The 25,641-nt window shown below is 61.9% G+C and carries 27 protein-coding genes; 11 read left to right on the top strand and 16 right to left on the bottom strand.

Features of this window, described 5'->3' with window-relative positions:
• The first annotated feature begins 62 nt into the window (after positions 1-62).
• Positions 63-599, top strand: coding sequence for a hypothetical protein (locus tag EB231_RS31280; RefSeq protein WP_172352249.1), 537 nt, complete (start codon positions 63-65; stop codon positions 597-599).
• A gap of 71 nt (positions 600-670) precedes the next feature.
• On the opposite strand, the gene EB231_RS31275 is transcribed toward EB231_RS31280, so the two are convergent.
• The 11 genes from EB231_RS31275 to EB231_RS31225 form a co-directional block, all read right to left on the bottom strand.
• On the bottom strand, positions 671-1,246 hold the full coding sequence (locus tag EB231_RS31275; RefSeq protein WP_172352248.1) for a hypothetical protein: 576 nt from the start codon (positions 1,244-1,246) through the stop codon (positions 671-673).
• Positions 1,243-1,833: a L,D-transpeptidase gene (locus EB231_RS31270; RefSeq protein ID WP_172352247.1), complete on the bottom strand. Its 591-nt coding sequence runs from the start codon at positions 1,831-1,833 to the stop codon at positions 1,243-1,245. The genes EB231_RS31275 and EB231_RS31270 overlap by 4 nt, the downstream gene beginning before the upstream one ends.
• Positions 1,817-2,980, bottom strand: coding sequence for an AAA family ATPase (locus tag EB231_RS31265; RefSeq protein ID WP_172352246.1), 1,164 nt, complete (start codon positions 2,978-2,980; stop codon positions 1,817-1,819). Before EB231_RS31265 ends, EB231_RS31270 begins: the two co-directional genes overlap by 17 nt.
• The gene (locus tag EB231_RS31260; RefSeq protein WP_246740791.1) at positions 2,977-3,576 is read right to left on the bottom strand and encodes a TadE/TadG family type IV pilus assembly protein; all 600 of its coding nucleotides are present in this window, start codon (positions 3,574-3,576) and stop codon (positions 2,977-2,979) included. The genes EB231_RS31265 and EB231_RS31260 overlap by 4 nt, the downstream gene beginning before the upstream one ends.
• Before the next feature lie 41 nt (positions 3,577-3,617).
• Entirely contained in the window at positions 3,618-4,166 is a 549-nt protein-coding gene (locus tag EB231_RS31255) for a TadE/TadG family type IV pilus assembly protein (protein WP_172352244.1), read from the bottom strand.
• Between the two features lie 6 nt (positions 4,167-4,172).
• On the bottom strand, positions 4,173-5,654 hold the full coding sequence (locus EB231_RS31250; protein ID WP_172352243.1) for a pilus assembly protein TadG-related protein: 1,482 nt from the start codon (positions 5,652-5,654) through the stop codon (positions 4,173-4,175).
• Between the two features lie 78 nt (positions 5,655-5,732).
• The gene (locus tag EB231_RS31245) at positions 5,733-6,011 is read right to left on the bottom strand and encodes a hypothetical protein (protein ID WP_246740790.1); all 279 of its coding nucleotides are present in this window, start codon (positions 6,009-6,011) and stop codon (positions 5,733-5,735) included.
• 4 nt (positions 6,012-6,015) lie between these two features.
• Positions 6,016-7,461 (bottom strand): type II and III secretion system protein family protein, encoded by a 1,446-nt coding sequence (locus tag EB231_RS31240; protein WP_172352241.1) that lies wholly within the window; start codon positions 7,459-7,461, stop codon positions 6,016-6,018.
• Positions 7,462-7,516: 55 nt separating this feature from the next.
• Positions 7,517-8,572 carry a Flp pilus assembly protein CpaB gene (cpaB, locus tag EB231_RS31235; RefSeq protein WP_172352240.1) on the bottom strand — a complete coding sequence of 352 codons (1,056 nt, stop codon included), beginning with the start codon at positions 8,570-8,572 and terminating at the stop codon, positions 7,517-7,519.
• Between the two features lie 74 nt (positions 8,573-8,646).
• Complete coding sequence (locus tag EB231_RS31230; RefSeq protein ID WP_172352239.1) at positions 8,647-8,826, bottom strand: Flp family type IVb pilin; 180 nt, start codon at positions 8,824-8,826, stop codon at positions 8,647-8,649.
• A gap of 117 nt (positions 8,827-8,943) precedes the next feature.
• Positions 8,944-9,123 carry a Flp family type IVb pilin gene (locus EB231_RS31225; RefSeq protein ID WP_172352238.1) on the bottom strand — a complete coding sequence of 60 codons (180 nt, stop codon included), beginning with the start codon at positions 9,121-9,123 and terminating at the stop codon, positions 8,944-8,946.
• A 531-nt stretch (positions 9,124-9,654) separates the two neighbouring features.
• Here EB231_RS31225 and EB231_RS31220 point away from each other — a divergent pair.
• The 9 genes from EB231_RS31220 to EB231_RS31180 all read left to right on the top strand — a co-directional run bounded on the left by EB231_RS31220 (position 9,655) and on the right by EB231_RS31180 (position 19,815).
• Entirely contained in the window at positions 9,655-11,043 is a 1,389-nt protein-coding gene (locus EB231_RS31220) for a CpaF family protein (RefSeq protein ID WP_172352237.1), read from the top strand.
• Entirely contained in the window at positions 11,043-12,014 is a 972-nt protein-coding gene (locus tag EB231_RS31215) for a type II secretion system F family protein (RefSeq protein ID WP_172352236.1), read from the top strand. Before EB231_RS31220 ends, EB231_RS31215 begins: the two co-directional genes overlap by 1 nt.
• Before the next feature lie 19 nt (positions 12,015-12,033).
• The gene (locus EB231_RS31210; RefSeq protein WP_445299289.1) at positions 12,034-12,981 is read left to right on the top strand and encodes a type II secretion system F family protein; all 948 of its coding nucleotides are present in this window, start codon (positions 12,034-12,036) and stop codon (positions 12,979-12,981) included.
• A gap of 52 nt (positions 12,982-13,033) precedes the next feature.
• Positions 13,034-13,588 (top strand): tetratricopeptide repeat protein, encoded by a 555-nt coding sequence (locus EB231_RS31205; protein ID WP_172352235.1) that lies wholly within the window; start codon positions 13,034-13,036, stop codon positions 13,586-13,588.
• Positions 13,589-13,597: 9 nt separating this feature from the next.
• Positions 13,598-14,137 carry a prepilin peptidase gene (locus EB231_RS31200; protein ID WP_172352234.1) on the top strand — a complete coding sequence of 180 codons (540 nt, stop codon included), beginning with the start codon at positions 13,598-13,600 and terminating at the stop codon, positions 14,135-14,137.
• Between the two features lie 213 nt (positions 14,138-14,350).
• Positions 14,351-15,493 (top strand): hypothetical protein, encoded by a 1,143-nt coding sequence (locus EB231_RS31195; RefSeq protein WP_172352233.1) that lies wholly within the window; start codon positions 14,351-14,353, stop codon positions 15,491-15,493.
• 238 nt (positions 15,494-15,731) lie between these two features.
• Complete coding sequence (locus EB231_RS31190) at positions 15,732-17,381, top strand: DUF882 domain-containing protein (protein ID WP_172352232.1); 1,650 nt, start codon at positions 15,732-15,734, stop codon at positions 17,379-17,381.
• Positions 17,382-17,551: 170 nt separating this feature from the next.
• Positions 17,552-18,457, top strand: coding sequence for a MurR/RpiR family transcriptional regulator (locus tag EB231_RS31185; protein ID WP_172352231.1), 906 nt, complete (start codon positions 17,552-17,554; stop codon positions 18,455-18,457).
• 41 nt (positions 18,458-18,498) lie between these two features.
• On the top strand, positions 18,499-19,815 hold the full coding sequence (locus tag EB231_RS31180) for a M20 family metallopeptidase (protein WP_172352230.1): 1,317 nt from the start codon (positions 18,499-18,501) through the stop codon (positions 19,813-19,815).
• Between the two features lie 21 nt (positions 19,816-19,836).
• On the opposite strand, the gene EB231_RS31175 is transcribed toward EB231_RS31180, so the two are convergent.
• From EB231_RS31175 to EB231_RS31155, 5 genes are read right to left on the bottom strand one after another with little or no spacing between them, the layout of a single operon-like run.
• Complete coding sequence (locus EB231_RS31175) at positions 19,837-20,871, bottom strand: branched-chain amino acid ABC transporter permease (RefSeq protein ID WP_172352229.1); 1,035 nt, start codon at positions 20,869-20,871, stop codon at positions 19,837-19,839.
• Positions 20,868-21,743: a branched-chain amino acid ABC transporter permease gene (locus EB231_RS31170; protein ID WP_115144875.1), complete on the bottom strand. Its 876-nt coding sequence runs from the start codon at positions 21,741-21,743 to the stop codon at positions 20,868-20,870. The genes EB231_RS31175 and EB231_RS31170 overlap by 4 nt, the downstream gene beginning before the upstream one ends.
• Positions 21,744-21,753: 10 nt before the next feature.
• Positions 21,754-22,467, bottom strand: coding sequence for an ABC transporter ATP-binding protein (locus EB231_RS31165; RefSeq protein ID WP_056566014.1), 714 nt, complete (start codon positions 22,465-22,467; stop codon positions 21,754-21,756).
• A complete protein-coding gene (locus EB231_RS31160; RefSeq protein WP_172352228.1) occupies positions 22,464-23,201 on the bottom strand; it encodes an ABC transporter ATP-binding protein in 738 nt (245 codons plus the stop codon). Before EB231_RS31160 ends, EB231_RS31165 begins: the two co-directional genes overlap by 4 nt.
• A 3-nt stretch (positions 23,202-23,204) precedes the next feature.
• A complete protein-coding gene (locus EB231_RS31155; protein WP_172352227.1) occupies positions 23,205-24,458 on the bottom strand; it encodes an ABC transporter substrate-binding protein in 1,254 nt (417 codons plus the stop codon).
• A gap of 191 nt (positions 24,459-24,649) precedes the next feature.
• Here EB231_RS31155 and EB231_RS31150 point away from each other — a divergent pair, with 191 nt between their 5' ends.
• Positions 24,650-25,468: an alpha/beta fold hydrolase gene (locus tag EB231_RS31150; RefSeq protein WP_172352226.1), complete on the top strand. Its 819-nt coding sequence runs from the start codon at positions 24,650-24,652 to the stop codon at positions 25,466-25,468.
• Positions 25,469-25,641 lie beyond the last annotated feature (173 nt).

The following is a 25,641-nucleotide window of genomic DNA, read 5'->3' as shown; positions in this document are numbered from 1 at the left end:
CCCTGCGTTAAGCTTCACGCAATCTCTGCAATCTATGCTGACGCCAGATTGTCGAGGATAAAATGAAGCGCAAGTCGATATTACTCTTCGCTTTTCCGGCTTTCATCCTGATGCTTCTGGCAAGCGAGCGAATAGCGACCCTGCTGCTCGGACCCTATGCCGCCAGCCCCGTCATGTGGCGGATCTGGCTTGAACTGCACCCCTTGTCGGCGATGTTCTGGCAACAAGTCGATCTTGGCCTGGGCGGTTCGATGGTTCTGGATGCCGTCATCCTGGTTGCCGCGGCGGCGGTGTGCTGGGGCGCTTGCCGCATGAGGCGGCCGGCCGCCTTCTTCCTGGCCAATCACGTCGCCCTGCTCTTTGCCGGACTGATGATCGCGTCCAGCAGTCATTCGGAGACGGCGAGTACTGTCGCGGCATTCCCGCTGTCGAACGGCCTCCAATTCGCACTGATAGTCGATTTTACCTGGCAGAACAGCCTCGTGCTTGTTCTGGGCTTCGCGGCCTGTGCGTATTGTCATGTCGCGTTCCTTCGCGAAACGCGGCTGCGCGGAGAGTCTCCGGCCCTGCGTCTCATGGCTTTGGGACGCGATATCTAGCCTGGCGCATCGGGCATTCGAGAGAGCGCCAGCTTCTCGGATCCGGCGGTTCGCCGAAAGCCGGACCCGCCTCAATTGATCTTGCGATAATAGACCTTGCCGTCCGGCGTTTCGGTTCGCTGGTAGGAGGGGTTCGGGGCAGGGGGCGCGGTGCTCTTGCGCTTGGGTGGCCGTGGCGTATCAGCCGCGGGTTCGGCCGCGATATCGCTGGTGTTGGAGGATGCGTCCGCCACGGTGCTGGTGGTGACGACGACGGGTTCCGCCGCGCCCGCGCTGCCGTCGTCGCGCGCTGACGGAGGGCTTTGTTCCAACCGGGCCAGGTTGCCGTTGACTTCGTTGAAACTGCCTTGCAACTGGCTGTCCAGCCTTTCAAATCGGCTTTGAAAACCGTTGTTGACCGTGTCGAGCCGGGCAACGATCCGCTCCTCGAACGCGCCGAGCTCCTCCAGACGTCCCTCCACGACGCGCAGGTCGGAGATGCCGCGATAGAGGTAGATGGCGGCGGTCGCGTTCAGCACCGCAAACAGTGTCAATCCGACACCGACCACGACGGCCAGCCGCGACCGGCTCGCATCCCTGTCGAGCAGTTGCGGTTCGATGGGCTCGGCGGCCACGGTCGGCACGTGCGGGTCACTGATCGTCGTCATTGAACCACCACCTTGGTGCCTATTGGCACGCGCTTGAAAAGATCGATCACATCCGTGTTGGTAAGGCGGAAGCACCCAGATGTACCGTCAAACCCCACGCCCGAGGGATCGTTGGTGCCATGGATGCGATAGAGCGTGTCGTGCCCGTCCCGAAGCAGATAAAGCGCCCGTGCGCCGAGCGGGTTGTAGGGGCCCGAAGGCACCAGCTCCGGCAGGTCCGGCTGGCGGGCGCGCATTTCCCTGGGCGGGCGCCACTGCGGCCATTCCGTTTTCGCGCCGACCTTCACGACACCGGTCCAGCCGAATCCGTCACGTCCGACGCTGATCTGGTAGCGCAGCGCCTGGCCCTGACGGGTCACCAGGTAAAGCGCCTTCTCGTTCTTGCGGATGACGATCGTTCCCGGCTGCTCCGTGGTTGCGAAAGCAACCGCCTTGCGCAGGCTGGGGCCCATCGCCGGCAGTGGTGGCCGATCCGAAAGCCTCGATCGCGCCTGGGCGACGTCCTGGGCCGACAGCGCAAGCGCCAGGCTGAGCACGCAGGCGCCGATCAGCCTTGCAGCCGCGTCATGTCTACCGGGCGGCGTCATCGAGCCGCTCTTTGAACATCTTCTTCAGATCCTTGTTGAAGCGCGCCCGGCCATCCACTTCGGAAGGCAGGATCGCCCGGTTCAAGGCATCGGCCAGAAGGGTGTTGTCCAGGGCCACCGATTTGATGTGCGGCGCCTTGAATATCTTCTCGAGCTCACTGCGCGAAAAATGGTTCCCGAACCATTTGCGCTTGTGCTTGTTGGCGACGAGCGTGATGCTGACCGCATTGCCGCGCAACTCGCGGATCTTCTTGTAGAGCCGCTTGCCTTGCCGCAGCGAAGCGACGTTGAGTTCGAAGACGATGAAAATCTCGTCGCTCGTCGAAAGCACCGAATTGTGCCACGGCGTTTCGAGATTGGGCAGGTCGATGACGATGTCGTCGAAGCGGTAGGCGACGAGGTCGAGCAGCCGGAAGACGAAATCGCTGCCTTGCGGCTCGAACGGCAGCTGCGGCCTCTCGAACGCGTAGAGGGTGAGACCGGACGGGCGCGACAGCTTGATGACGTCCATCAGCTCGACATCGAGCCTTTCCGGCTGGCCGATGATGCCCGCCAGATCGAACTGGTTGAACAGATTGAGGTAGGCGCCGCAATTGGCGCTCTGGAAATCGAGATCGACCAGGCAGGTCGAAGCCGCGCGCTCCGTCGATTTCGAGGCCAGGAATTCGGCGGCCGACAAAGCGAGCGTCGTGGCACCGGCGCCACCGCTGGCGCTGATGAAGGTGATGATGCGGCTTTTGGTTCCCTGGTTGCCGGTATCATGGAAGGTCACCGCGTTGAGCAGTTCCTTGCCGTCGAGCGGCTTGTGCAGCCAGTCCGAAGCGTTCATGCGCACCAGCACGCGCGTCTGTTCCGACGTCAGCTCATCGGAAACCGCGATCAGCGGCACCGACGCCCACAGCGCGCGCGCCTCGACAATGCCTGGTCTGCCGAGCAGGCCGCCATTGCCGAGATCGAGGATGACGATGCCTGGGCGCGTATCGGCGGGCGGACCTTTCAGAAAATCATCCGTCTCGGAGATCCTGACATCATAGATCGCCAGCGCATCGAGCCGCGTCGCCACCTCGCGCTTGAAAGCCGGATCGGACGAAAACAACGCCACCTGCTTTCGCTTGGTCGGCGTAACCTTGGTGTTGATGGCATTCATGATGGTGCGCTCGTTTTCAGGTCTTCGCCCGTGACCGTGCTCAGCATGGAGGGCATGGTGATGTCGTTGAAACCCATCAGCCCTTTCAGGAAGAAGAACTGGAAGGTCAGGTTCCGCAGGTTGACAGTGATGGTCGGCACGGGTCCACCCAAACGGGTTTGGAAACCGAGGCCGGTAGCCGAGTAGGTGACGACGATGTTGTCGCGGTGTAGCCCCGGAAAGAAGTGACACATTCCCGGTCGCTGGTTCGCTGCCGGCGCGGGACAGACGTCATCGGTCGTGTTTGCCGTGTCGCCGCGGAAGATGCGGCTGAAGGAGGCGGCATCGAATGTGCCGCCATTGCTGCATGCACCGGTGGTTCCGGTGTATTGGCAGACAAACGGACCATAGGCGCCGGCCGCGACTGGCGCGCCCGGTACCGCGATGGGAGCGGCGGCCGTGAGATTGCTGACAACCGGGTCGGAAATCGACGCCAGCCGCGCGCCGACCTGCACCGCCTTTGTCGCCGCGTTCCATTGATAGAAGGCGTAGCCGAAATCGACGAAGCCGAGGACGAGCGCAAAAAGCAAAGGCGCGACGATGGTCATTTCGACCATTGCCGCGCCGAGTTCTGATTTTGCGAAGCGCCTCATCATGATCAGAACCGGATCAACCGCTCCTCGTGGGCGCCGCTCAAGGTGATCGGGCCGATATTGAGAAGCGACAGCATGCCGACGCCACTATAGGGATAGGTTCCCGCCGCCCTGACGATGCACACTTGCGGGGTCACCGATCGATATTGGGTAACGCCGGCAACGACAGCGTCATGGCAGGAGCCGCTGGCGCCTATGGTCACGGTCACATTCGCTTTCTGCCAGCCGCTGACGCGCGGGCTGTCCGTCACCACGCCATTTGCCACGGTCAACGAGGCCTTGCCGTAGACCGCGATATTCGTCGCGATATCGGCGCAGTCGATCGCCGACCAACCGACGTCGGTGTACATCTGGCTGTTGCAGCGAGCGCCAAAACGAGCCGCATCGTCGAGGCCGGCCTCCATCAAAAGCTTGTCGTGGATCAGATTGCCGAATTCGAACACGCCCGCTGACAGGATCAGCATCAGCGGCGCGATCAGCGTCATCTCGACAAGCACGGCCCCGCGCTGGTCACGGCGAAATCTGTCGAGGCTGTGGCGCATCATCTTGATCATCGCCGGTCACCGATAGAGCTGCGCTTCGTCGCGCAGGAAATTGTCGAGTGTCCCGCGTCCGCCCTTGCCGGTGATGTCGACCAGCTCGACATAGATATTCTTGCCGTCCTTGATCGGCTCGGTAACGAAGAAACTGCCAAAGCGCCTGACGGGAATACCTGTCGCTCGACCCTTGAAATTCACGCCGCTGGCCTGAAGCGCATTGCAGTCCAGGATCGCGCCGTAGAGCAGGCGGCGGTCGACGGTGGTGATCGGAGTACCTGCCGCTACAGGTGGGGTGCCTTTTTCGCCGCCGACGGCAGCGTCGCCGACAATGCTGTCATTGGTGAGAGGATTGCCGTCAGGGTCGATCTCGTAGCGATAGACTTCGTATCGCGTCGGCAGGTCGGCGCCTGTGCCCGAAAGAGCCGCTGGCACCGCGCGGCCGGGATGGTTGACAGACCAGTAGCGCGCAAAATTCCAGTCGCCGGCGCCCATGCGGCCGCCCATCAATGTGCAGTTGCCGGCGATCTGGCACGAGTCGCGTTCAAGACCGACTCCCTTGGTGGCATCCGTTTCGTAGTTGACCTTATTGCTCGTGACGTACTGGTCCCAGTTCTGGGCGCCTTTGCGCACATTGACCGCAGGTCCGTCCGAGTAACTGGAAGAGTTGATGCCGAACCGCGAGTTGATCCCGTTCTCGACGGGACCGGCGTTCTGCCCCGGCTCGGTGTTGACGCCATCGCGCGAATAGCAATTCTGCGGCTTGGAGTCCGCGAGCATCTTTTCGAGCTCGTTGGCCCCGTTGCCAAACGGCGAAGACAGGAAAGCGAAGTTGCCAGGGGCGTAGGATCCGTCTCCGCGCAGGATGATTTGCCGACGGCGATATTGTCTGCTTTGCGCCGCCTGCTCCAGCGTCACGCCGCCGGTGATGCTTGTGTCTTCGTATGGGTTGCACATGAAAACCGGCGTGTAGTCGCAAACGCTTGACGTGAAGCCGGCGACGGCGGTGGCGCCTACATTGAACCCGTTGCTGGCTGAATTGCCGGTGAGATATGACGCCGGGAAAATGGCGGCGAATCCGACCGGCGTTACCTTGATCTCGACGTAGCGAGCGAGGGGTGCGTCGGTAACTTCATCGGTGATGACGTTGGCTGCGGCAATCGGCAGATTGTCTGAGGTCGGCAACGACTTCAGGTAGCGCCTCGTCACGCCGGCGGCGGCCAATGTCTGCGGCGGCCCAGATGTCGAGAACGTATATTTGTTGGCCACCAGCGTTGCCAACGCACGGTCCGCTCTTGTGATGGCATCAGACGTCCCATCGAGTTCGGCTGCGCCTGCCAATGCCAGCGCATCCGCGCCCTTCTGCAAATCATTGTGCAGATTGTTCACCCGGCTCATGTCGATCGCCAGCAGCGAAAAGCCGATGATCGCCGGCAGCGTAATGCTGACGAGGATCAGCGCTATTCCCCTCTGGTCGCGCCAGAATGCGCGAATGGTCCGCAGCATGGCCCTTGCCCCTTGCTCCCCTGACGCCAGGATCCCTCGTATGGCCTGGCGCGCTGAAACCGCGTCCTTCTGTTCTGTTCACTGTCCTGTAGTCACACCCGCCCCGCCGACATTGACCGTGATGGCCGGTGGTGGCGGCGGCGGTGGTGGAAATTTGTAGTTGTGCGCCACGGCGGCCGCGCGCGCACCGTCGCCTTCGATGTGTGTATTCCTGGACGCCGGATTGAACGGATCGACCGTCTGCAGCAGCGAATTGTATCTCTGCGTGTCGCCGGCCGCCAAAGTCACTGAATCGTAGTGATTCAGATAATCCGCGGCGCAGCCTGACAATGCGCTGGCGCACAGGATGGCGATCAAGATCCTATTTCTTGACATAGAGCATCTTGTCCTTCGATTTGAAGTCGAGCATGTGCCCATAGGGGCCGGTGACGCCGTCGCCGGTCTCATATTTTCGGATCATGTCCTTGTTCACCTCGAGCTGACCAAGGACGAAGAATTCCGGATCGTTGGCCGGCCGCGTCTTGTCGAATGGCGTCGCCAACTGCTCGCCGGGTTTTACCGGCCGCACGATATGCGGCGTGACGATGACCACCAGTTCGGTCTCTTCCTTCTGGCTGCTTGAATTGCGGAACAGCGTCCCGATGACCGGGACCTGGCCAAGCCACGGCACCTGGTTCTGCAGCTTGGTGGTCTTGCTGGACAAAAGTCCGCCGACCGCGAAGCTCTGGCCGTCGCGCAATTCCACGACGGTGGACAGTTTGCGGTTGGTGAAGATCGGGTCGCCGGCGGTGGTGAAGCCGTTCAGGTCGCTGACTTCCGGCGCCAGGTTCATGTGGATCTTGCCATCGTCGAGTACGACCGGCGTGAACAGAAGATTAACGCCGAATTGCTTGTACACGATGCTGATCTGGCCATCCTTGTCGAGAGTTCGGATAGGGACTTCACCACCGGCGTTGAAGCTTGCCTGCTCGCCGGAAAGCGTGGTGAGATTGGGATTGGCAAGCGTGCGCACCGCGCCCTTGGCCTCGAGCGCCTCAATGTACAAGTCGACCTTTATATTGCTGTCGATGACGCGAGTGAGCAGCGCTCCAAAGGGCGTGGATGTGGACAGGAGGTCGCTGAGCAGAGCTCCCGAGCCGAGCACCGCCTTGTTTTCATCGACCGCGGCAATACCCGTTCCGACTTTGGTCGTGCCGCTGCCGTTCGTGCTCTTGATCGACACTCCGAGGTCGCGGCCGGAGTTGCGCTTGGCTTCCAGCACGCGCACTTCCAGATTGACCTGCTGGCTGTCGTCGACGATGACCGAGTTGATGATGGCGTCAGGACCATATTGCTGCGCGACTTCCATGATTGCCGCCAGCGTGGCGCCGTCCTTGACATGACCGGCAAGCCTGACCCTGCCGTTGACCGAGCCGATCTCGATGCGCGACTTTGGCGCCACCTGCCTGATGGCTTGCGCCATGTCGGAGACGTCGACGCCGACCTCGATCTGGATGACGCCGAGCGAACGCTTGTCGGTGGAGAACAGATTGACCGTGGTGGTGCCGGCGCCCTTGCCGATGACATAGAGGGTGCGGTCGGTCATCGGTTGGGCATCGGCGATCTTCTCGTCGCCAACGACGATATCGCCCAGATTGGCATTCACCTGCAAAGTCACCGATTGCGACATCGGCAGGAAAATACGATGGACGCTGGGGTTCGACACGTCGATGAAGCGGTCGGCCGCATCGGCCGCAAGGCTCGATAGCAACAGTGCAGCCAGAGCCGACAACGCGGCCGCCCCCTTCCTCACCCAAAACCTTTGCATCCCCGTCTCCCCAATCGCCGCTGGTGGCGGCGCCAACCTGGTCGCGGCGCCCTTGTTATGGCTGCCGCGGCACGTCATATGTCTCGAGCTTCACACCTCGGAAGACGCCCACCGTCGCGCGCGCCGGCGGTTCCGGCTGAACGTACTTGACGACTTCCTTGACGACTTCGTGGACTTCCGGCGCCGACGCCACGGCCGGAGCAGGCTTCACCTTGCTCAACTGGTCGATCTGGCTGCCGACCCGTTCCACCGCCTGGGCAAGGCCGGCGATCTTGTCGTCCGCGCGCTTGCGCTCGGCCGCGGCCTCCGCTTCCGCCGCGGCCTTCTTGTCGAGTTCAGCCTGCCTGGCAGCGACGTCGGCCGGTGTTTCCCCGGTCAGGTCGGAAAGCGTCACACGTTCGGTGGTCTCGCCCTTGCTGGCCGCGGCCTGGCGCAGCGCCAGCGACAATTGGCCGGCGCCCGCCGCCAGTGTCAGCTTCTGCGCATCCTTGGTGCTGGCCTCGAGCGTCACCGATTTGACGACAGTCGGGCTGTCCTTGCTCGCATCCGCGACCTGGTCGACGGCGAGCACCTTCATGCTCTGCAGCAGCACGTCGACAAAACTCTGGTCCGCGCCATCATTGCCGCGCACGGTTCGCGTCAGCAACACGTCGACACGGTCGCCCGGAAAGACGAATCCGGCGACGCCGAGCACGTCGTTGACACGGATGGAAACGGCCTTCATGCCCTCGCCGAGCACCGCCGAAAGCGTGGCGCGCTGGCCCGGGCCTGTGATCTTGCTGGCGAGCACGGGTTCGTTGACGCCGATCGCCTGCAATGCCTGCTTGGGGCCTCCGCCGGCCGGAACGTCCTTGGTCAGGAGTTCTTCCGCGGTCTTGAAAGCGCCGGCCGGAACCGCGCCCGACGGCCATGCGACCTCGCGCAATTTGTCGGCGGACAGCGTATCGCCGAACTTCAGCGCCACGGCGGCCACGACAACTGTGTCGCGCTGAACGTCATTTGTCTGCGCAATCGCGCTACGCTGGTTTGCCAGCCAGATATTGGCAAGCACCACAGCCAGCACGCCGAACACACCGGCAAGAACGATCATGATTACAGTATTAGCGCGCATGGTTCCCGCCCTCGGCCGCTATACATCTGGAAGGATCCAGGCCCGGGCGTACGCTCAGGCCTGGATATCGACTGTCAATTGGCGGAGAGAGTGGTATTCAGGGTCGTCCACTTTGTGTTGACCCAACCGCCGACCGCTACGATCGTTCCGATCACTGTCACGGTGATGATGCCGAGCAGGATCGTGTATTCGACCATGGCAGCGCCGTTCTCGTCGTCGCGGAACTGCCGGGTCACCGTCATGAGCTTTATCACGGAAACTTCCTCTTTTTCGGTCTGAACCGGATGAGAAGAGCAGGAGCCAATCCGTCCTGACTTTCTCTTGTAAACAGCCTAAGCCACATGGGCTTGGGCTGTTTACGGATCTCAGATTCAGTGGCCTGTAAGGTTAGCGTTCAGGGCCGTCCACTTGGTGTTGACCCACCCGCCGACCGTCACGATCGTTCCGATCACTGCCACGGTGATGATGCCGAGCAGGATCGTGTATTCGACCATGGCAGCGCCGTTCTCATCGTCGCGGAACTGCCGGGTCATCGTCATGAGCTTCTTCATGTCAATTTCTCCCTTTGGAGGTTTGAACCCGACGAGACAGAGCCAAGGATGTACCCCATACCCAGCATCCCCCGTCACGCTGATCCTAGGTCGCGCAAAAAAGCAGAGTCAAACGGGATTAAGGGTATCTTAACTTTCATATACCTGATTGGCCAAGAAAAAAGCGGCTTAACATCTTAGCAAGATATTGATTCTTATCATTTTTCGATCACTCTTAACCATTCGTTCACAATTCCGCCCGGGATGCGGCGAAATTGTGGAGGTATTAGCTATACTGCATATTCCTTTATATCTAAGGGCTTAAGAGGCATGTCGCGGCGGTTCCGTGGCGGAGGGACGGTCGGGCATGGAAAGGGCACGAATCGAATGGTTGCATGTCGCGAGCCGTATCAAATAAACAAATGATTACCGGGCCGATGACTTTAACTATGTTGAAAGTATTGTCTGTTCGCAGGCCATCGTGACGCTTGTGCCGGCGGTGGTTAACGTTTAGTTTCCGCTAATATGCGTCCGAGGGGAATATAAGCGATCATGCTGGGGCGATTCATCAGGGGGGCAGGCGAACAGCAGGCGGCGACAAAGGCCGAGTCGGCGGCGGTGCTGCCTGTCAATCCGTCGCTGTCGCCAGCCGCTGATATCGAATCGCATGGCGACGATTTTCTGACGCTCAAGGTCGAGCTTCATCGCCATCTTATCGATCGGTTCAACCTCGCCACTCTTGAAAATGCCTCCAAGGATGAGATCCTGAATGAGATCCGCCCGATCGTCCGCGAGTTCGTTCGAAACAGAAGCGTGCCGCTGAACGCACGCGAACTCGATCAACTGACCAGCGACACTGCCGACGAGATGCTGGGGCTGGGGCCGATCGAGCCGCTGCTGAAGGACGATTCGATTTCCGATATCCTGATCAACACCCACGATCGCGTCTTCATCGAACGGCGCGGTGTAATCGAGGAGACCGCGATCCGGTTTCGCGACGAGGCGCATCTGCTGCGCGTCATCGGCAAGATCGTTTCGGCGATCGGCAGGCGCGTCGACGAATCGGCGCCAATGGTCGATGCCCGCCTGGAGGACGGGTCTCGTGTCAATATTGCGGTGCGGCCGGTCTCGGTCGATGGCCCGCTGGTGTCGATCCGCAAATTTTCCAAGAATCCGTATTCGCTCGAACGATTGATGACGCTCAATTCAATCCGTCAGCCGATGATCGAACTGCTGCGCATCGCCGTGCAGGCGCGCAAGTCGATCCTGGTGTCCGGCGGCACCGGCAGCGGCAAGACGACCTTGCTCAACGCCCTGTCGAGCTACATCCCGTCCAGGGAGCGCTTGATCACCATCGAGGATGCAGCGGAGTTGCAGTTGCAGCAGCCGCATGTCGGCCGGCTCGAGACGCGGCCGCCCAATGTCGAGGGCAAGGGCGAAGTCCGCCAGCGCGAACTGCTGAAAAACGCGCTTCGCATGCGGCCCGACCGCATCATCGTCGGCGAGGTACGCGGCGAGGAAGCCTTTGACATGCTGCAGGCGATGAACACCGGTCACGAGGGCTCGATGACCACCATCCATGCCAACACGCCGCGCGACGCCATCTCGCGGCTCGAGCAGATGGTCGGCATGGCCGGCATGCCGATGAGCCATGACTCGATCCGGGCGCAGATCGCGTCCGCCATCGACATCATCGTGCAGACGCAACGTCTTTCCGACGGCGGCCGCCGCGTGACGTCCATATCGGAAATCACCGGCATGGAGGGCAATGTCGTCCAGCTCCAGGAAATCTACCATTTCGTCCGGCGCGACATGGGCGCGGACGGCAGCATCGTGGGCGAATTCCGCGCCACCGGTGTTCGGCCGCGCTTTGCCCAGGAAGCGGCGTCGCTCGGCCATCAGTTCGCCAAGGACGCCTTCAACCCGCAGGTTCCACTCTGATGCTGACCGGGCAGACCTTGCTCTACTTCATTTACGTGCTGGCGGCGGCGTCGGTCATCCTTGCCGGCGAATCCTTCTATCTGTCCTTCGCCGGAAGACGGGCGCGTGCGGGCGCGATCAACCGGCGGCTCAAGCGTCTGGGAGAAGAATCGACTGCCGAACAGAGTTTGCAGGGACTGCTGCAAGAGCGCGGTCTGACAGGCTCCGGCGATTTCAGCTTCGGTGCGATAGGGCTGAACCGGCTCTACACCCAGTCCGGCATCACCGGTAACCCACTGGCTTTCGCGGCCGTGTTCCTGTTTGCGGGCCTCTCGCTGGCATTTGTGCTGACTTTGCTCCTGGGGTTTTCCGTTCCGGTCGCGGTCATTGTTTTTTTGCTTGTCGGATTCGCACTGCCGGTTCTCGCTCTACGGCGCGCCCGAAACAAGCGTATCCAGAAATTCGCCACGCAACTGTCGGATGCGCTCGACATGATCGTTCGTTCGCTGCGCGCCGGCCATCCGACCACCGTGGCGATCGGACTGGTCGCCCGTGAAATGCCGGATCCGCTGGGAACTGAATTCGGCATCGTGTCCGATGAAATCACGTTCGGCCTCAGTCTCGAACAGGCGGTTCGAAAGCTTTCGGAGAGGGTGGGATTCGAGGGACTTCACCTTCTGTCGGTATCGCTCTCCATCCAATCCAAGACTGGCGGCAACCTCACCGAGATCCTGTCCAACCTGTCATCCGTGCTGCGCGAACGGCGCAAGATGCGGTTGAAGATAAGGGCGCTTTCAGCCGAGGGCCGTGTGTCGGCCTGGATCATTTCGCTGTTTCCAGTCCTGATGTTCGGCATCCTCTATGTCGTCGCTCCCACATTCTATGGGGATGTGTGGGACAGCCCGCTCATTCTGCCGGTGTTCCTGATCTTTGGACTTTGGGCGCTGCTGGGCGATTTCATCATGTATCGGATGGTCAATTTCGATCTCTGAGGGCTGGGACATAGACTTCGTGACCAATATTGGAAATTCGCCCGTGCTGCTCTCTCTTGCCGTCTTTGGGGCGGCCGCGGCGCTTTTTCTGGTGGCCGCGTTCGTCATCACGCCGGTCCTCCAGACCAGAAGGCTGGTTGCCCGGAGCCTGTTGTCCGAGGGAATAACCAATCGCCGCTCGCTTTTGGGCCAGGAACAACTGGCCAGGATTTCGGCGCAGCGGCCGGTGGATGCCTACTTCCGCGCGCTGGAGAAGGAGCGCGGTCAGCCGAATGCGCTGGAAGCGAAATTGTTTCGAGCCGGGTTCCATCAAGCAAGCGCGCCGGTAATCTACACGCTGTCGCGGCTCGGTGCGGTCTGTGTCGGTTTTCTGGCCGGTTATGCGCTCCTGTCTCGGTTGTTGCCGCCCGAATTGCCTGGGTTTCTCGCCTTTGCCGGCGCTGCTCTCTTCGGTCTCGCCTGCATCGTGGTGCCAAGTATCCTGCTCGACCGCTTCGAGAATGGGCAAAAGCAGATATATCGCCGCAGCTTTCCCGACTTCATGGACATGATGATCACTTGCGCCGATGCGGGCATGAGCCTGGAGGCGGCGGTGGAGCGCGTCGGCACCGAATTGGCCAGCACCCACAAATGGCTCGGCATTCAGCTATCGATCATGAATTTGCAGTTGCGTGCCGGCAAGCCGCTGCGAGAAGCGCTGCATGAGCTTTCGGACCGTATCGGCCTCGAAGAGGCGCGGGCGCTGGCGGTTTTGTTCCGGCAGTCGGAAGAACTGGGCACCAGCCTGACGGACGCCTTGCGCGTCTACAGCGACGAGATGCGCGGCCAGCGGATTCTTCAGGCCGAGGAACGCGCCAATGCCTTGCCGGTCAAGATGATGATTCCATTGGGGCTTTGCATTTTCCCGGTGGTGATGATGGTCATCATGCTGCCTCTCATCATTCGCATGAAGGGCATTTTCTTCTGAATAGGTATATGCTTTGGTTCTAAAATAGGGTCGGGGACTCTTGGGGGCAAAAATGACAAGGCCAACGCGCCTCGCAGCCGCAGCCATTCTGTCGATAATGACGCTTGCCGGCTGTCAAACAAACGGGGCGGATACCACTGGTGGTGTCGTGCGCACCAACGAGCCGTCGAAAGGCGACGTCACGTCCTTCGGCGATGCCTTCGATGGGTTAAAGACTGTCAGCGACGTCGAATATTATGCCTCGGACCAGGCAGTCGCCGAAGCCAAGAACCAGTTCCGCGCGGAAAACTACGGCAATGCCGGCGCCCTGTTCTTCAAGGCGACGCAACTGGCCCCCAATGATGGTAACGCCTGGATGGGTTTGGCCGCTTCGTGCGATCGCATCCACCGTTTCGACCTCGCCGACCGGGCCTATGGCAGGGCGTTCAAGCTGGTTGGCGCGACGCCGGAATATTACAACAATGTCGGTTATTCCTACCTGCTGCGTGGCAAGCTGCAGGATGCACGCAGCAATTTCCTCAAGGCCTACGAACTGGCGCCCAACGATCCGACCGTGGCCAACAATCTGAAGCTGCTGTCGTCGAGCGTGCAGAACATCGAGCGCTAGGGTGCCCGTATGCTGCTTGTCGCATCTTTGCTGCTGAAGGCTCTTGCCATCCCCTTGCTGGCCAGGGTCGCCTGGCTCGATTTCACCACCCAGAAAATATCCAACCAAAATGTACTGCTGTTGCTTTGTATGGGGCTCGGGTCGCTCCAGCTCCTATCGGTCCAGGCCGGGTCATGGTGGGATATGGGCTTGAGTGCGCTTGCTGGCCTTCTCCTGTTTCTCGCGCTGTTCCCATTCTGGGTCCTGCACAAGGTTGGGGCGGGAGATGTCAAGCTGATGGCGGTCATGCCTTTCGTGATCGGGGGCAGCGGCCTTGCGGTCTTTTCTTTCCCCCTGCTGGTTTTTGCCCTCACCACGGCCTTGATCGTGAAAAATCCGTTCATGCTGCCCGAGGGCGCCTTCCGCCTTTATGCTCAGCACCTCGACCGCAAGGGGGTTGTGCCGTTCGGCGTTCCGATCTCGCTGGCCGCGATATGCACGATAGCCTTCCTTATCTATGAAAATGTGGTGCAGGCGACCAATTCTGGAGTCCTGGACCAGCTTAACTGAAGCTCCACGGGCCGGTCCCGCTGAATTCACGCACCAAGATCAGTCCAGCCGGCGTGGGCTTTTCGCCGATGCCCCAATCCGGGTACGGCAGGGGGCATCATCACCACCCTCGAAACGACCCACATTAGCCGCTCCGCCTTGCCTGTCGGCGGTCCATGTCTTGTCCAGCAATCAATTCGATGGCTAGATAAACGATCCACAGGGGAAGGTATTATGGCACTTCACCTTTCGGCGGATGCCCCGGCTTCGGTCGCGGCCACGCCACAAAAATATCTCTTTGGCCCGTTCATCGACTTCTTCATGCTTGGCGGAAGCGCGCTTCTGATCCTGCCGGTCCTGTATTTTCTGCCTCTGCGGTATGAAGCCGCCGTTACGCTGACGATGTTCTTGCTCTCGCACCTCATAAACCAGCCGCATTTCGGTCATTCGTACCAGATCTTCTATCGTAATTTCGCCCGCAAGGTGCGCGGTGAGGGGTACGGCCGCAATCTCCAGATCCGCTATATTCTCGCGGGCATTGTCGTCCCGCTCGCCATGATTGCCTTCTTTGCCTATGGCTCGCTGACGGGCAACGCCCGTCTTCTGGGCTATGCGACCAACGCGATGGGCTTTTTCGTCGGCTGGCACTATGTCAAGCAAGGCTACGGCATGCTGATGGTGGATGCCGTGCTGAAGCGCAAATTCTTCAGCGATCAGGACAAGAAGGTGTTGCTGTTCAACGGCTATGCCGTGTGGCTGTTCGCCTGGCTTCAGACGAATGTGGTGATCACCGAGAGGCAATTCTGGGGTTTGGAGTACTACACCTTCGCGGTCCCGCCATGGCTCATCACCATCGCCATGTCGATTGCCGCTGCCTCATCGGCCGCCACCGCGGTGATGTTCATCAATCGCTGGCGCAGGCATGGCGGGGCGCTGCCTTATAACGGCGTCGTTGCCTACGTCGTGTCCCTCTATGCCTGGATCCTGTTCGTGACGCTGAACCCGCTCTGGCTGCTCGTCGTGCCGGCGCTCCATTCCTTGCAGTACCTGGCGGTGGTCTGGCGCTACCAGACCAATGTCGAGCGCGACCGGGCGGATGCCGTCACGAAGCCAGGATTGAAGGCCCTGTCCATTCTTGGACCGCTCTACAGGCTGCGCGTCCTGGCCTTCATCGTCTTTGGCGGAATTCTTGGAGCGCTCGGGTTCTGGCTGGTGCCGATGGCGCTGACCGCCATCGTTCCCTATAACAAGGCGGTGCTCGGCTCGTCGCTGTTCCTGTTCATCGCCTGGATATTCATCAACGTGCACCATTACTTCCTGGACAATGTGATGTGGCGGCGCGGCAATCCGGAAGTCTCGAAATATCTGTTCCGCTGAAGCCATCGGCTGAATTCAGTCCGGGCAGCGGCCAGTGCGGAAGGGCCATTCCCGGTACGGACACGATTCGTTAACCAAGATGCTGTTCATCGACAGGACGAGTTTGTGAGACGGATGCCCGTCTGCCTGTTCAACCCTGCCTGTTCAACCCCGCTTGTCAGGTCGGGGTTTTCGAAAAGAAGGCTCAGCAGCTGGCGAAAGACGTCAAATCGCCCGAAACAGAAACAATGTGCAAGGCATGAACGTGATTGAAAGCGAACAGAACGCGCCCGGCGCCTCCCATCGTTGGACATGGCTGCCGGCCATCGTGGTCGCGTTCCTTTGCCTGTGCGTCACCAGCGCGTCCGCCGAGACGCGCGCCTTGAGGATTAAACATCTTCATACCGGCGAGAAGGCCGAGATCGTCTTCAAGCGCAACGGGCGCTACGATCAGGCGGGATTGAAGAAGATCAATTTCATGCTGCGCGACTGGCGCCGCAACGAGCCGACCAGGATGGATCCGCGCCTGCTCGACCTCGTCTGGCAGGCCTATCGCGCCAGCGGCTCGACGTCCTACATCCATGTCGTGAGTGCCTATCGCTCGCCGGCGACGAACGCCATGCTGCGCAGCCGCTCGAAGGGCGTGGCCCGGGAAAGCCAGCACATGGTTGGCCGCGCGATGGATTTCTTCCTGCCGGACGTGCCGCTGAAGAGGCTGCGGGACATCGGCCTCAAGATGCAGGGCGGCGGCGTGGGCTACTACCCGACCTCCGGTTCGCCTTTCATTCACATGGATGTCGGCAATGTGCGGCATTGGCCGGGAATCAGCCGGCAGGAGCTCGCCAGAGTCTTCCCGAACGGCAACACGCTGCATGTGCCGAGCGACGGCAGACCGCTTCCCGGCTATGATCAGGCGCTTGCCGCCTACAAGTCGCGCAAGTCCGCCGGCACGCCCAATATCGAGCTGGCAAGCGTCGACGGCGGTCAACGCAGGCCGGCGCGTGGCCTGCTGGCGACGCTTCTGGGCGGGCGCGGTGGGGACGACGCGGAGGATGTCGCGGAGGCCGTGCCGGCACCACGCAAACCGGCTAGGTCCGTTGAACCCAAGACCGCGGGACAGGGCATCGCCATCGTGCCGCCGCAGGATGCCCAGCGGGCGGATATTCAGGTGGCGTCCGCCGGTGCGGCCGAGGAACCGCTCGCTGAGCAAAAGAGCAAGACACCGGAAGCAATCGTCATGGCGATGGCGCCCAGCGCGGTACCGCTGCCGGCCTTCGCCCCACGCGCCACAGCAACGGCCAGCATTCCGACGCCGCAAACCGCACCGGTCGCGATAGTCAGCGCATCCGCGGCACATGCCGAATTGCCGGGCGCCAAGCCGGCGGTGGCCAATGCCGAAATGCCCTTGGGCAAGACGGATACCGCTCCAGCGGCCGTCGCGCCGGACATGGTGGCGCTCAACATCCCCTTGCCGACATGGCGGCCGCAAAGCCAGACAGGCCTGGCGCCTCACCCGGAAGCAGCCAAATCCGCCGATGCCGTCGCTGCCTTGCTGGCAATGCATCATCCTGACGATGGGCATGGACTGGCCGCTCAGCGGGTTGCCGTCCCTGCGTCGAAACCCGAAGATCGCGTCAGGACGAGCCCGAAGGCCGACCGTGTCCAGCCACGTCTCGATCCCGAAGCCACCGCCATGATCGTGCCGGCCGCGTCGACCGGCCGGCCGCTTGCGGCACGCCTTGGCACAGCCGCCGGGCCGACGGCGGCACCTGTCATCGCCGCCAAATTCATCCGCACGGCGCCGGAGCAGGTCTATCTCGACGGATTCCAGCCGCGTGGACAGACGTCCGATCATCGCCGCTTCACCGGCTCGGCGGTCAAGTTCCTGCCCATCGCCAGCTTCAAATAGGGGCGGAAGCGGCCGTTCGACCGGCTTGGACAGGTGTGGTGCAATACGGATGCTCGGGCCGTCACTGCTGCCGAAACCGCGCTGACGACTCTGTAAGATATTTTCCAAATTTGACAATCATGCATGAAATTGTAAGGTAATCGTCTTCCCGTCAGCGAGAGGCGATGACCATGTCGATCCGCGAAGAACTGGCCAACACGACCTTGGCGTTCACGTCGGCGGAAGAAAAGATCGTCCAGGTCCTGCTTGCCGATTATCCGATGTCGGGGCTTGGAACAGCGACCCGTCTGGCACGGCGCGCCGGGGTCAGCGACCCGAGCGTGACACGGCTGATGACCAAGCTCGGCTATGTCGGCTTTGCTGATTTCCAGGCGCGTCTGCTCACCGAGGTCGAATCCAGGCTGCACTCGCCGCTGCTGATGATGGAGGCCAAGCGCCCGGGCGGCTCCAGCGAAGGCACGGCACTGGCCTATTTCCACTCGGTCTCCGACAGCCTGGAGCGCACGCGTACGGCGGTGCCGCTGCAGGCCTACACGCGAGCGGTCAATTTGCTGCTCGAAACCAAGGGCCAGGTCGTGCTGCTGGGCGGCCGCTTCAGCCGGCATATCGCCTCCATGCTTGCCGGCTACCTCCTGCAATTCCGCTCCGGCGTGCGCGACATCGGTTCGCTCAGCCCTGCCGATTTCGATCTCCTGATCGACCTTGGCAGGCGCGACCTTCTCGTCGTGTTCGACTATCGGCGCTACCAGTCGGACGTGGTGAGCTTCGCACAACAGGCGCATGAACGCGGCGTCTCCGTGCTGCTGTTCACCGACGTCTGGCTGTCGCCGATCGCCGACATCGCCGACCTGACCATGGTCGCGGCGATCGACGCCAATTCGCCCTTCGACACGCTGGCCACCGCCGTAGCGCAGATGGAGACTGTCTTCGCCCATGCGCTGGAAGGCCATGGCGCCGGGGTGCGCAAGCGCATCGAGGACATCGAGAAGATCCGCAGCGCCAATGCCGTCACCCTCGATGCCGCCCTGTCGGCACCGGAGAACGAAACCGCCAAACCCAGAACCCCCAGGAAATAGCGTCGAAGCGCCGGCGCGGCGATGCGAGGAAGGAAACGACGATGCCCGATACCCAGACCATCATCGATGCCGTGCAGGCCGAGATCGAGGCCGACCGCGATTGGCTGATCGGGCTGACCCGCGACATGGTCCGCATCCCCTCGGTCAATCCCAAATTCGAAGCCAACCCGGCGATCAACCGCGAGGCGGATGTCCAGGCGCTGCTCGAACCGATCCTCAAGCAGGATGGCTTCCGCACCGAACAATGGGATGCCTTGCCGGGCCGGCCCAATCTGGTCGGTGAATGGGCCGGCAGCGAGGACCGCAGCCTGATCCTGTGCGGGCATATCGACGTCGTGCCGGTTGGCGAGATGAAGGACTGGTCCGTCGATCCGTTCGGTGGCGAGATCACCAACGGCCGGCTGTATGGCCGCGGTGCGGTCGACATGAAGGGCGGCGTCGCGGCCTGCGTCGCCGCCGCGCATGCGATCAAAAAGGCCGGCATCACGCTGCAAGGCCGATTGGCGATCCATTCCGTCGTCGACGAGGAGGCCGGCGGCTTCGGCGCGATAGACGCGGTGAAGAAGGGCAAGCTCGCCAAGGCGGTGCTTGTCGCGGAGCCGACCTGGGGCGATGTCCTGCCGGTCGAGGGCGGTCTTGAATGGGCCCGGGTGACGATCCGTGGCCGCAACGCGCATTCGGCGCTGCGCTACAACGAGATCTATCCGCAGCGCCACGACACAGACCGGCTGAAGCCGGGCGTCAACGCGATCGAGATCGCGGCGCGCTTCATTGCGGCCGTCCGCCAGTATGAGCTGGACCGGACGCGGGCAAAGTCACACCCGCTGCTGCCGCTCGGCATGAACACCATCAATATCGGCGTCGTGCATGGCGGCACAGGTCTTGGCGAGCATGGCCTGCCGACCGTGATGACAAACCCGGCCATTATCCCCGATGTCGCCGTGCTCGATCTCGACATGAAGTTCCTGCCGGACGAGAACTCGGCCGACTATCGCCGCGACTTCGAGGCGTTCGTCCATCATTTCGCGCAGACCGACGCCTGGCTGCGCGACAATCCGCCGACCATCCAGTGGGAGCTCGGCGGTCTGCATTTCCCGCCGATGAATACGCCGGTCGACCATCCGCTGGTGACGTCGCTGATGAGACGCAAGGCCGCGGTCGGCAAGGCGCCCGAGGCACGCGGCTTCGTCGCCGTCTGCGATGCCGCGCACTATGCTGGCGCGGGTGTCGACGGCGTCATCTTCGGTCCATCGGGCGATGGTTTCCATGGCGCCAACGAATATGTCGAGGTGGAATCGGTGGTCGAGACCGCCAAGGTGATTGCCGCTTCGGTGATCGACTGGTGCGGGGTGCGCTGAGCGGAATTCTGTTTCCGGCGGTCAGGCCGGGCGCTTGATCCGCCCGGCGACGGCACCCCATGCGGCCTTGATCATGCCGGCCAGCCCGCTCGGATAGGCCAGCATCACGCCGATGATCAGCACGGCTGTGATCATTGGCCGCCATGCGCCGAAATCGGCCATCCACTCGGCAAAGACGGTCAGCACGAAGGAGGCGATGATGGCGCCGTAGATGGTGCTGGTTCCGCCCAACAGCACCATCGACAGGATGATGGTCGCCAGGCTCATGCCGAAGACGTCGATCGAGGCATTGCGCTGGTAAGCGGCATAGAAGGCACCGGCAACACCGGTGAAGAAGGCGCTGGCTGCAAGCGTCAGCATGCGCTGGCGCACGATCGAGACACCGCGGCTGATGGCGTATTCTTCATTGTCGCGCAACGCCACGATGCTGGCGCCGGCACGCGAGCGCACGAACACGCGCAGGAACGAAGTGCTTGCCACCAGCAGCGCCAGCGCGATGTAGAAATAGGCGAACTTGCCGTCTCGGACCATGTTGTGATCGAACCAGTAGAGGCCGGGAATGCGCACGATGCCTTGCGTGCCGCCGGTGATGTCGGACTGGCTGAGGATCACCTGCATCACCAGCTGCGCGAAGCCGAAGGTCACCAGGATGATGTAGATGCCTTTCAACCGCAGGATTGGGATGGTCACCACGATCGCCGCCAGCGTGGCGATTATGCCGCTGGCAAACAGCGCGATCCAGGGGTCGAGTCCGGCCAGCTTGGTCAGCAGGCTGTAGGCATAGACGCCGATGCCAAACAGCGCCAGATGGCCGAAATTGAAGACGCCGCCATAGCCGAGGCTGAGGTCCCAGTTCGAGGCGACGATGGCATAGATGAAGGCCATGATCAGGATGTGGCGGGCATAGGTGTCGCCGAAGACCAGCGGCAGCAATGCCAGCAGCACGAAGCCGAGCACGAAGCCGACGGCCTCATGCTTCCACGGCGTGCGGCCGGGCGCGATCGGGGTTGCGGCTGCTGTACGGACTGGTGCCATCGTCGAGGTCGTGTCGGTCATGCGAGGCCTCGCGAGCGGCTGGCGAAAATGCCCTCAGGGCGCACCATCAGGGTCAGGATAAGCACGCCGAACAGCAATGCCGGCGTCCAGTAGAGGCCGAAATAGTAGCTGCAGGCGGCCTCGAAGAAGCCGATCAGATAGGCGGCGAAGATTGGTCCCGATATGCTCGATATGCCGCCGAAGACGACAACGATCAGCGCCTTGAGCAGCGGGTCGCTGCCCATGACAGGCGACATGAAGCGATAGCCGCCCATGAAGATGCCGGCGAGCCCCGCCAGCGAAGCGGCGATGGCGAAGGCCAGCCCATAGAGCGCGGTGACGTTCAGCCCGACCAGGTGGCTGGCATCCTCGTTCTGCGCCACTGCGCGCAGTGCCAGCCCAAGCCGGGTGCGGTTGAGGAACATCCAGAGAGCCGCCAGGATCAGCGGCGTGATGACGATGATGGCGATCTGGTGCAGCGAGACGCCGACGCCACCGATGGTGGCGTTGCCGTCGATCAGCGCCGGGATCTGTTTCGATCGCGGCCCCCAAATGGTCAAGGCGCCGTTCTCGATCAACGAGCCGGCGGCAAGCGTGGTGATGACGACGACCAGCACGATGTTGGGCCGGCCGATCAGCGGCCGCACCACGCTCGCCTGCAGGATCCAGCCGACGCCGGCCATGACGACGACGGCGACCGGAAAGGCTACCGCTGCCGGCAGGCCGAGTTCGACGAGTTGCCAGGCGATATAGGCGCCCAGCATCATGAACACGCCATGGCTGAAGTTGAAGACACCGATCGTCGTCCAGACCAGGGCCAGCCCGACCGCCATCATGGCGTAGAGCGAGCCCTGGAACAGGCCGCCGAACAGGATTTCCGCCAATGCGCTCATGTTCGAAATCCTAATGGCCAAAATACATCGACATGATCTCGCCGTGGTCGAGGCTTTCGCCCGGCTTGATCTCGGTCGCCACCGCGCCATGATTGACGAGGTAGAGTTGCTGCGTCAGCTCCAGCAGGAACTCGATGTCCTGCTCGACGACGATCAGCGGCACGCCGCCGCGCGAAATGTCCATGACGGAAGCACAGAGCTCGTCCTTGATCTTGGGTGCCAGCCCCAGCGTCGGCTCGTCGAGGATCAGCAGGCGCGGGTGGCTCATCAGCGCCGTGCCGATCGACACCATCTGGCGCTCGCCGCCCGACAGCGTGCGCACGCGCTGGCGCCAGCGTTCCGCCAGTTTGGGGAACAGCTTGACCACCTTCTCGCGGTTTTCGGCCTCATGCGGGCGGGCGCGCGACGAATAGGCGCCCAGCGCCATGCAATCGGCGATGGAGAGGTCGGGAAACAGCCGGTTGCCTTGCGGCACATGGATCAGCCCGGTGCCGACGATGGCGCGGGCGCTACGGCCGGCGATGTCCTGCCCGTCGAACAGGATGCGGCCGCTTTTCGGCTGTAGCAGCCCGGAGATGGCGCGCAGCAGCGTCGTCTTGCCATGGCCGTTGGGCCCGAACAGGCCGACATTGCCGAAACGGCCTGCCTCCAGCGAAATGTCGTGCAGCACGGTAACGCGGCCATAGCCTGCGGTCACGCCCTCGACGGTGAGAATGGGATTCACGCCACCGCCCTCCTGGTTCCGAGATAGGCTTCGATGACGCGCTGGTCGGCGATCACGCTCCCCGGTTCGCCGGCGGCGAGCACGCGGCCATTGTTGAGCACCAGCAGGTGCTGTGACAGACTCATCAGGAAGGTCAGCACATGCTCGATCAGGAGGATTGTGATGCCGCGTTCAGCGGTGCGGCGGATCAGCCCGATCGACGTCTCGATCTCGGGCTTGGTCAGGCTCGACGCCGGCTCGTCGAGCAACAGCATGCGCGGCTGCATGGCGATCGCGGTCGCAAGCATCAGGCATTTGCGCTCGAAGACGGACAGTTCGCCCGCCAGCCTCCCGAACGATGCCGACCCCAGTCCGACGAACTCCAGCGCTTCGGCGGCGGCTTCGCGGGCGGCCGCGGCCGCCTTTTCCTGCTTGCCGTAGCTTGCGCCGATCAAGGCGTTCTCGAAAACGGTCAGCCCGTCGAAGGAGGTTTCACGCTGAAAGGTGCGGGCAAGGCCGAGGCGCGCGATGGCGTGCCCTGGCTTGCCGTTGATGGCGGTCCCATCGAAGCGGATGCGGCCCCGGTCGGGTCCGAACGGGATACCGGTGATGATGTTGAACAGCGTGCTCTTGCCGCTGCCGTTCGGGCCGGCGATGCCGAAAATCTCGCCGGCCTCGACCTTGAACGACACGCCATCGACGGCCTTCAGCGAACCGAAGGCCTTCGACACGTCGTCCAGTTCAAGCAGGGCCATTCCTCACTGCATCCAGGGCTGCGGCTTGAAGGCGCCGGTTGCGTATTTCTCCGGCGAGATCAGCGCGCGCTGGCCGTCCCAGATCTGGAAGAAGGTGATCGGGATATAGTCGTCGCCCTGCGTGGCAAGGTGGGTTGCGGGATCGAATTTCAACCGGCCCTCGGCGACCTGCTTGTCGGTTTCCGACAGTGCTTTCATGATCGCAGCATGGTCCGATGCGCCGCCGACCTTCTTGACCGCGTCGAAATAGACATTGGTCATTTCGTAGAGGCCGACGCCGTAGGTCCCGCTCTCGACACCGTATTTCGCCTTGAACTTGGCCGCTACCTCGTCGGCGCGCGGGTTCTTCGGCGTCGTCAGCGCCCCGCCCAGGAGATTGTAGATGACACCGTTCGACTTCTTGCCGGTCAGTTCGACGAATTCCGGAACGCTCGGCGCGTATTGCAGGAAGACCAGGCTCTTGGTCGGCTGCTCGAGGAACTGGTTCAGGAAGGATGCCGAATTGCCCGGCAGATAGTCGGTGTTGATGACGACGTCCGGAACATTCTCGCGCACCTTGGCGAGAATCGAGCGCCAGTCGGTCACTTCGCCGAACGGAACGATCTCGTCGACCGTGATGGTCCAGCCCTTCTCCTTGAAGGTCTTCTTCATGCCTTCGGAGATGGTCTTGGAATAGGCGTTGTCCGAGGAGATGATGGCGACCTTCTTGGTCGGCAAGGTGATCTTGCCGTCGGCCGCGAGCTTCTCGACGAACAGGGTGACGTCGGTGTTGTAGGCGTCGAAGGACGGCGTCAGCGACCAGCAGCACATGTACTTGTCAGGGTTCGGCGCGATGATATCCTTGGTCTGCTGCGAGGTGGCCGCGAGCATGTAGGGCATCTCGGCCTCGGCCATGTTGTCGATCTCGAAATTCGTCAAGCTGGCGTAACCAGTGAGCATGAACTGCACGCCAGGATCGCCAAGCAGGCGCTCGACCGCGCTGGTGACATTGCCGGCGGACTGATCCTTGACGTCGCCGACCACCAGTTCGAACGTGTTGCCGGCAACGCCGCCGGCCGCGTTTGCCTCGTCGATCGCCATCTGTACGCCGCGCTGGAATTCCTGGCCGTCCGCCGCGGCGGGCCCGGTGATAGGCGCGAGCAGGCCGATCTTGACGACGTCGGCGAAAGCGGGCGCGCTCGCCGTGGCAAACACGCCGATCAGCGCGCTGCTCATCAGCATATGGCGGATTCTGTTGCCTGCGGATTTGGATTTCATCGTGCGGTTCCCTGTTTTCCTCCCGTTCATCGGGAGTTGGATAATTGACAATCTACGCATAATTGTTCTTATTTGAAAAGGATTTTTCAACGCAACCTGACCGGGAAGACGGTTCCGGCAAAAGGTATGGAAGCCGTGGCGCTTTGCTGCGCATCTGCACTAAAACAAGGCAATTCCAGACGGAGCGGACCATGACGATCTCGCAGAAGACCCTTGAAACCAGCCACGGCAAGATCGCCGTTCGCGAGACCGGTGGCAAAGGCACCGCCGTGTTGCTGATCCACGGCAATTCCTCCTCCGGAGCTGTTTTCCGCAACCAGCTCGAGAGCCCGCTGGGCGAGCGCTACCGCATCATCGCCCCCGATCTGCCGGGCCACGGGGCATCAGGTGATGCGATAGATCCGGACCGCTCCTACAGCATGGAGGGTTATGCCGATGCGATGACCGAAGTGCTGGGGCTGCTCGGCATAGACAAGGCCATCGTCTTCGGCTGGTCGCTTGGCGGCCATATCGGATTGGAGATGATCGACCGCTTTCCCGGCCTGCTCGGCCTGATGATTACCGGCACCCCGCCAGTGGCGCCCTCGGAGGTCGGCGACGGCTTCAAACCGAGCCCGCACATGCACCTTGCCGGACAGGAAAGTTTCACTGCCGCTGATGTCGAGGCTTATGCGCGCAGCACCTGCGGTGAGCCGTTCGAGCCGTTTCTCCTCGACACTGTCGCACGCACAGACGGTCGCGCACGGCGCCTGATGTTCGAGAAATTCGCGGCAGGCACCGGCCGCAACCAGCGCGAGATCGTCGCCGGCAAGACGCCGCCGATTGCCGTTCTGAACGGCATCGACGAACCGTTCGTCAACACCGATTTCGTCGCGGCCGTGAAGATTTCCAACCTGTGGGAAGGCAAGGCGCATCTGCTCGACGATTCAGGCCATGCGCCGTTCTGGGATTCGCCCGACCGCTTCGACCCAATCCTCGCCCGCTTCGTGGCGAGCGTCGACAAGGGGTAACTTCGCAGGACGGCCTTCGCTGCCGACAGCTGTCGGCAGGCGGAATACTGTGAGGCAATGGCTCCGATCTTGCCGGTGCCTTCAATAGGCGCATGCACGTAAAACCGTCTTCGGTTGCGAAGTTATGGCGCAAGCAATCGCCAATATGCAAAGTATCGGCGTTGCGCCGGTGG

Source organism: Mesorhizobium sp. NZP2298, from assembly GCF_013170825.1.
Taxonomy (GTDB): domain Bacteria; phylum Pseudomonadota; class Alphaproteobacteria; order Rhizobiales; family Rhizobiaceae; genus Mesorhizobium.
This window is presented reverse-complemented; position numbering and strand designations above follow the sequence as displayed.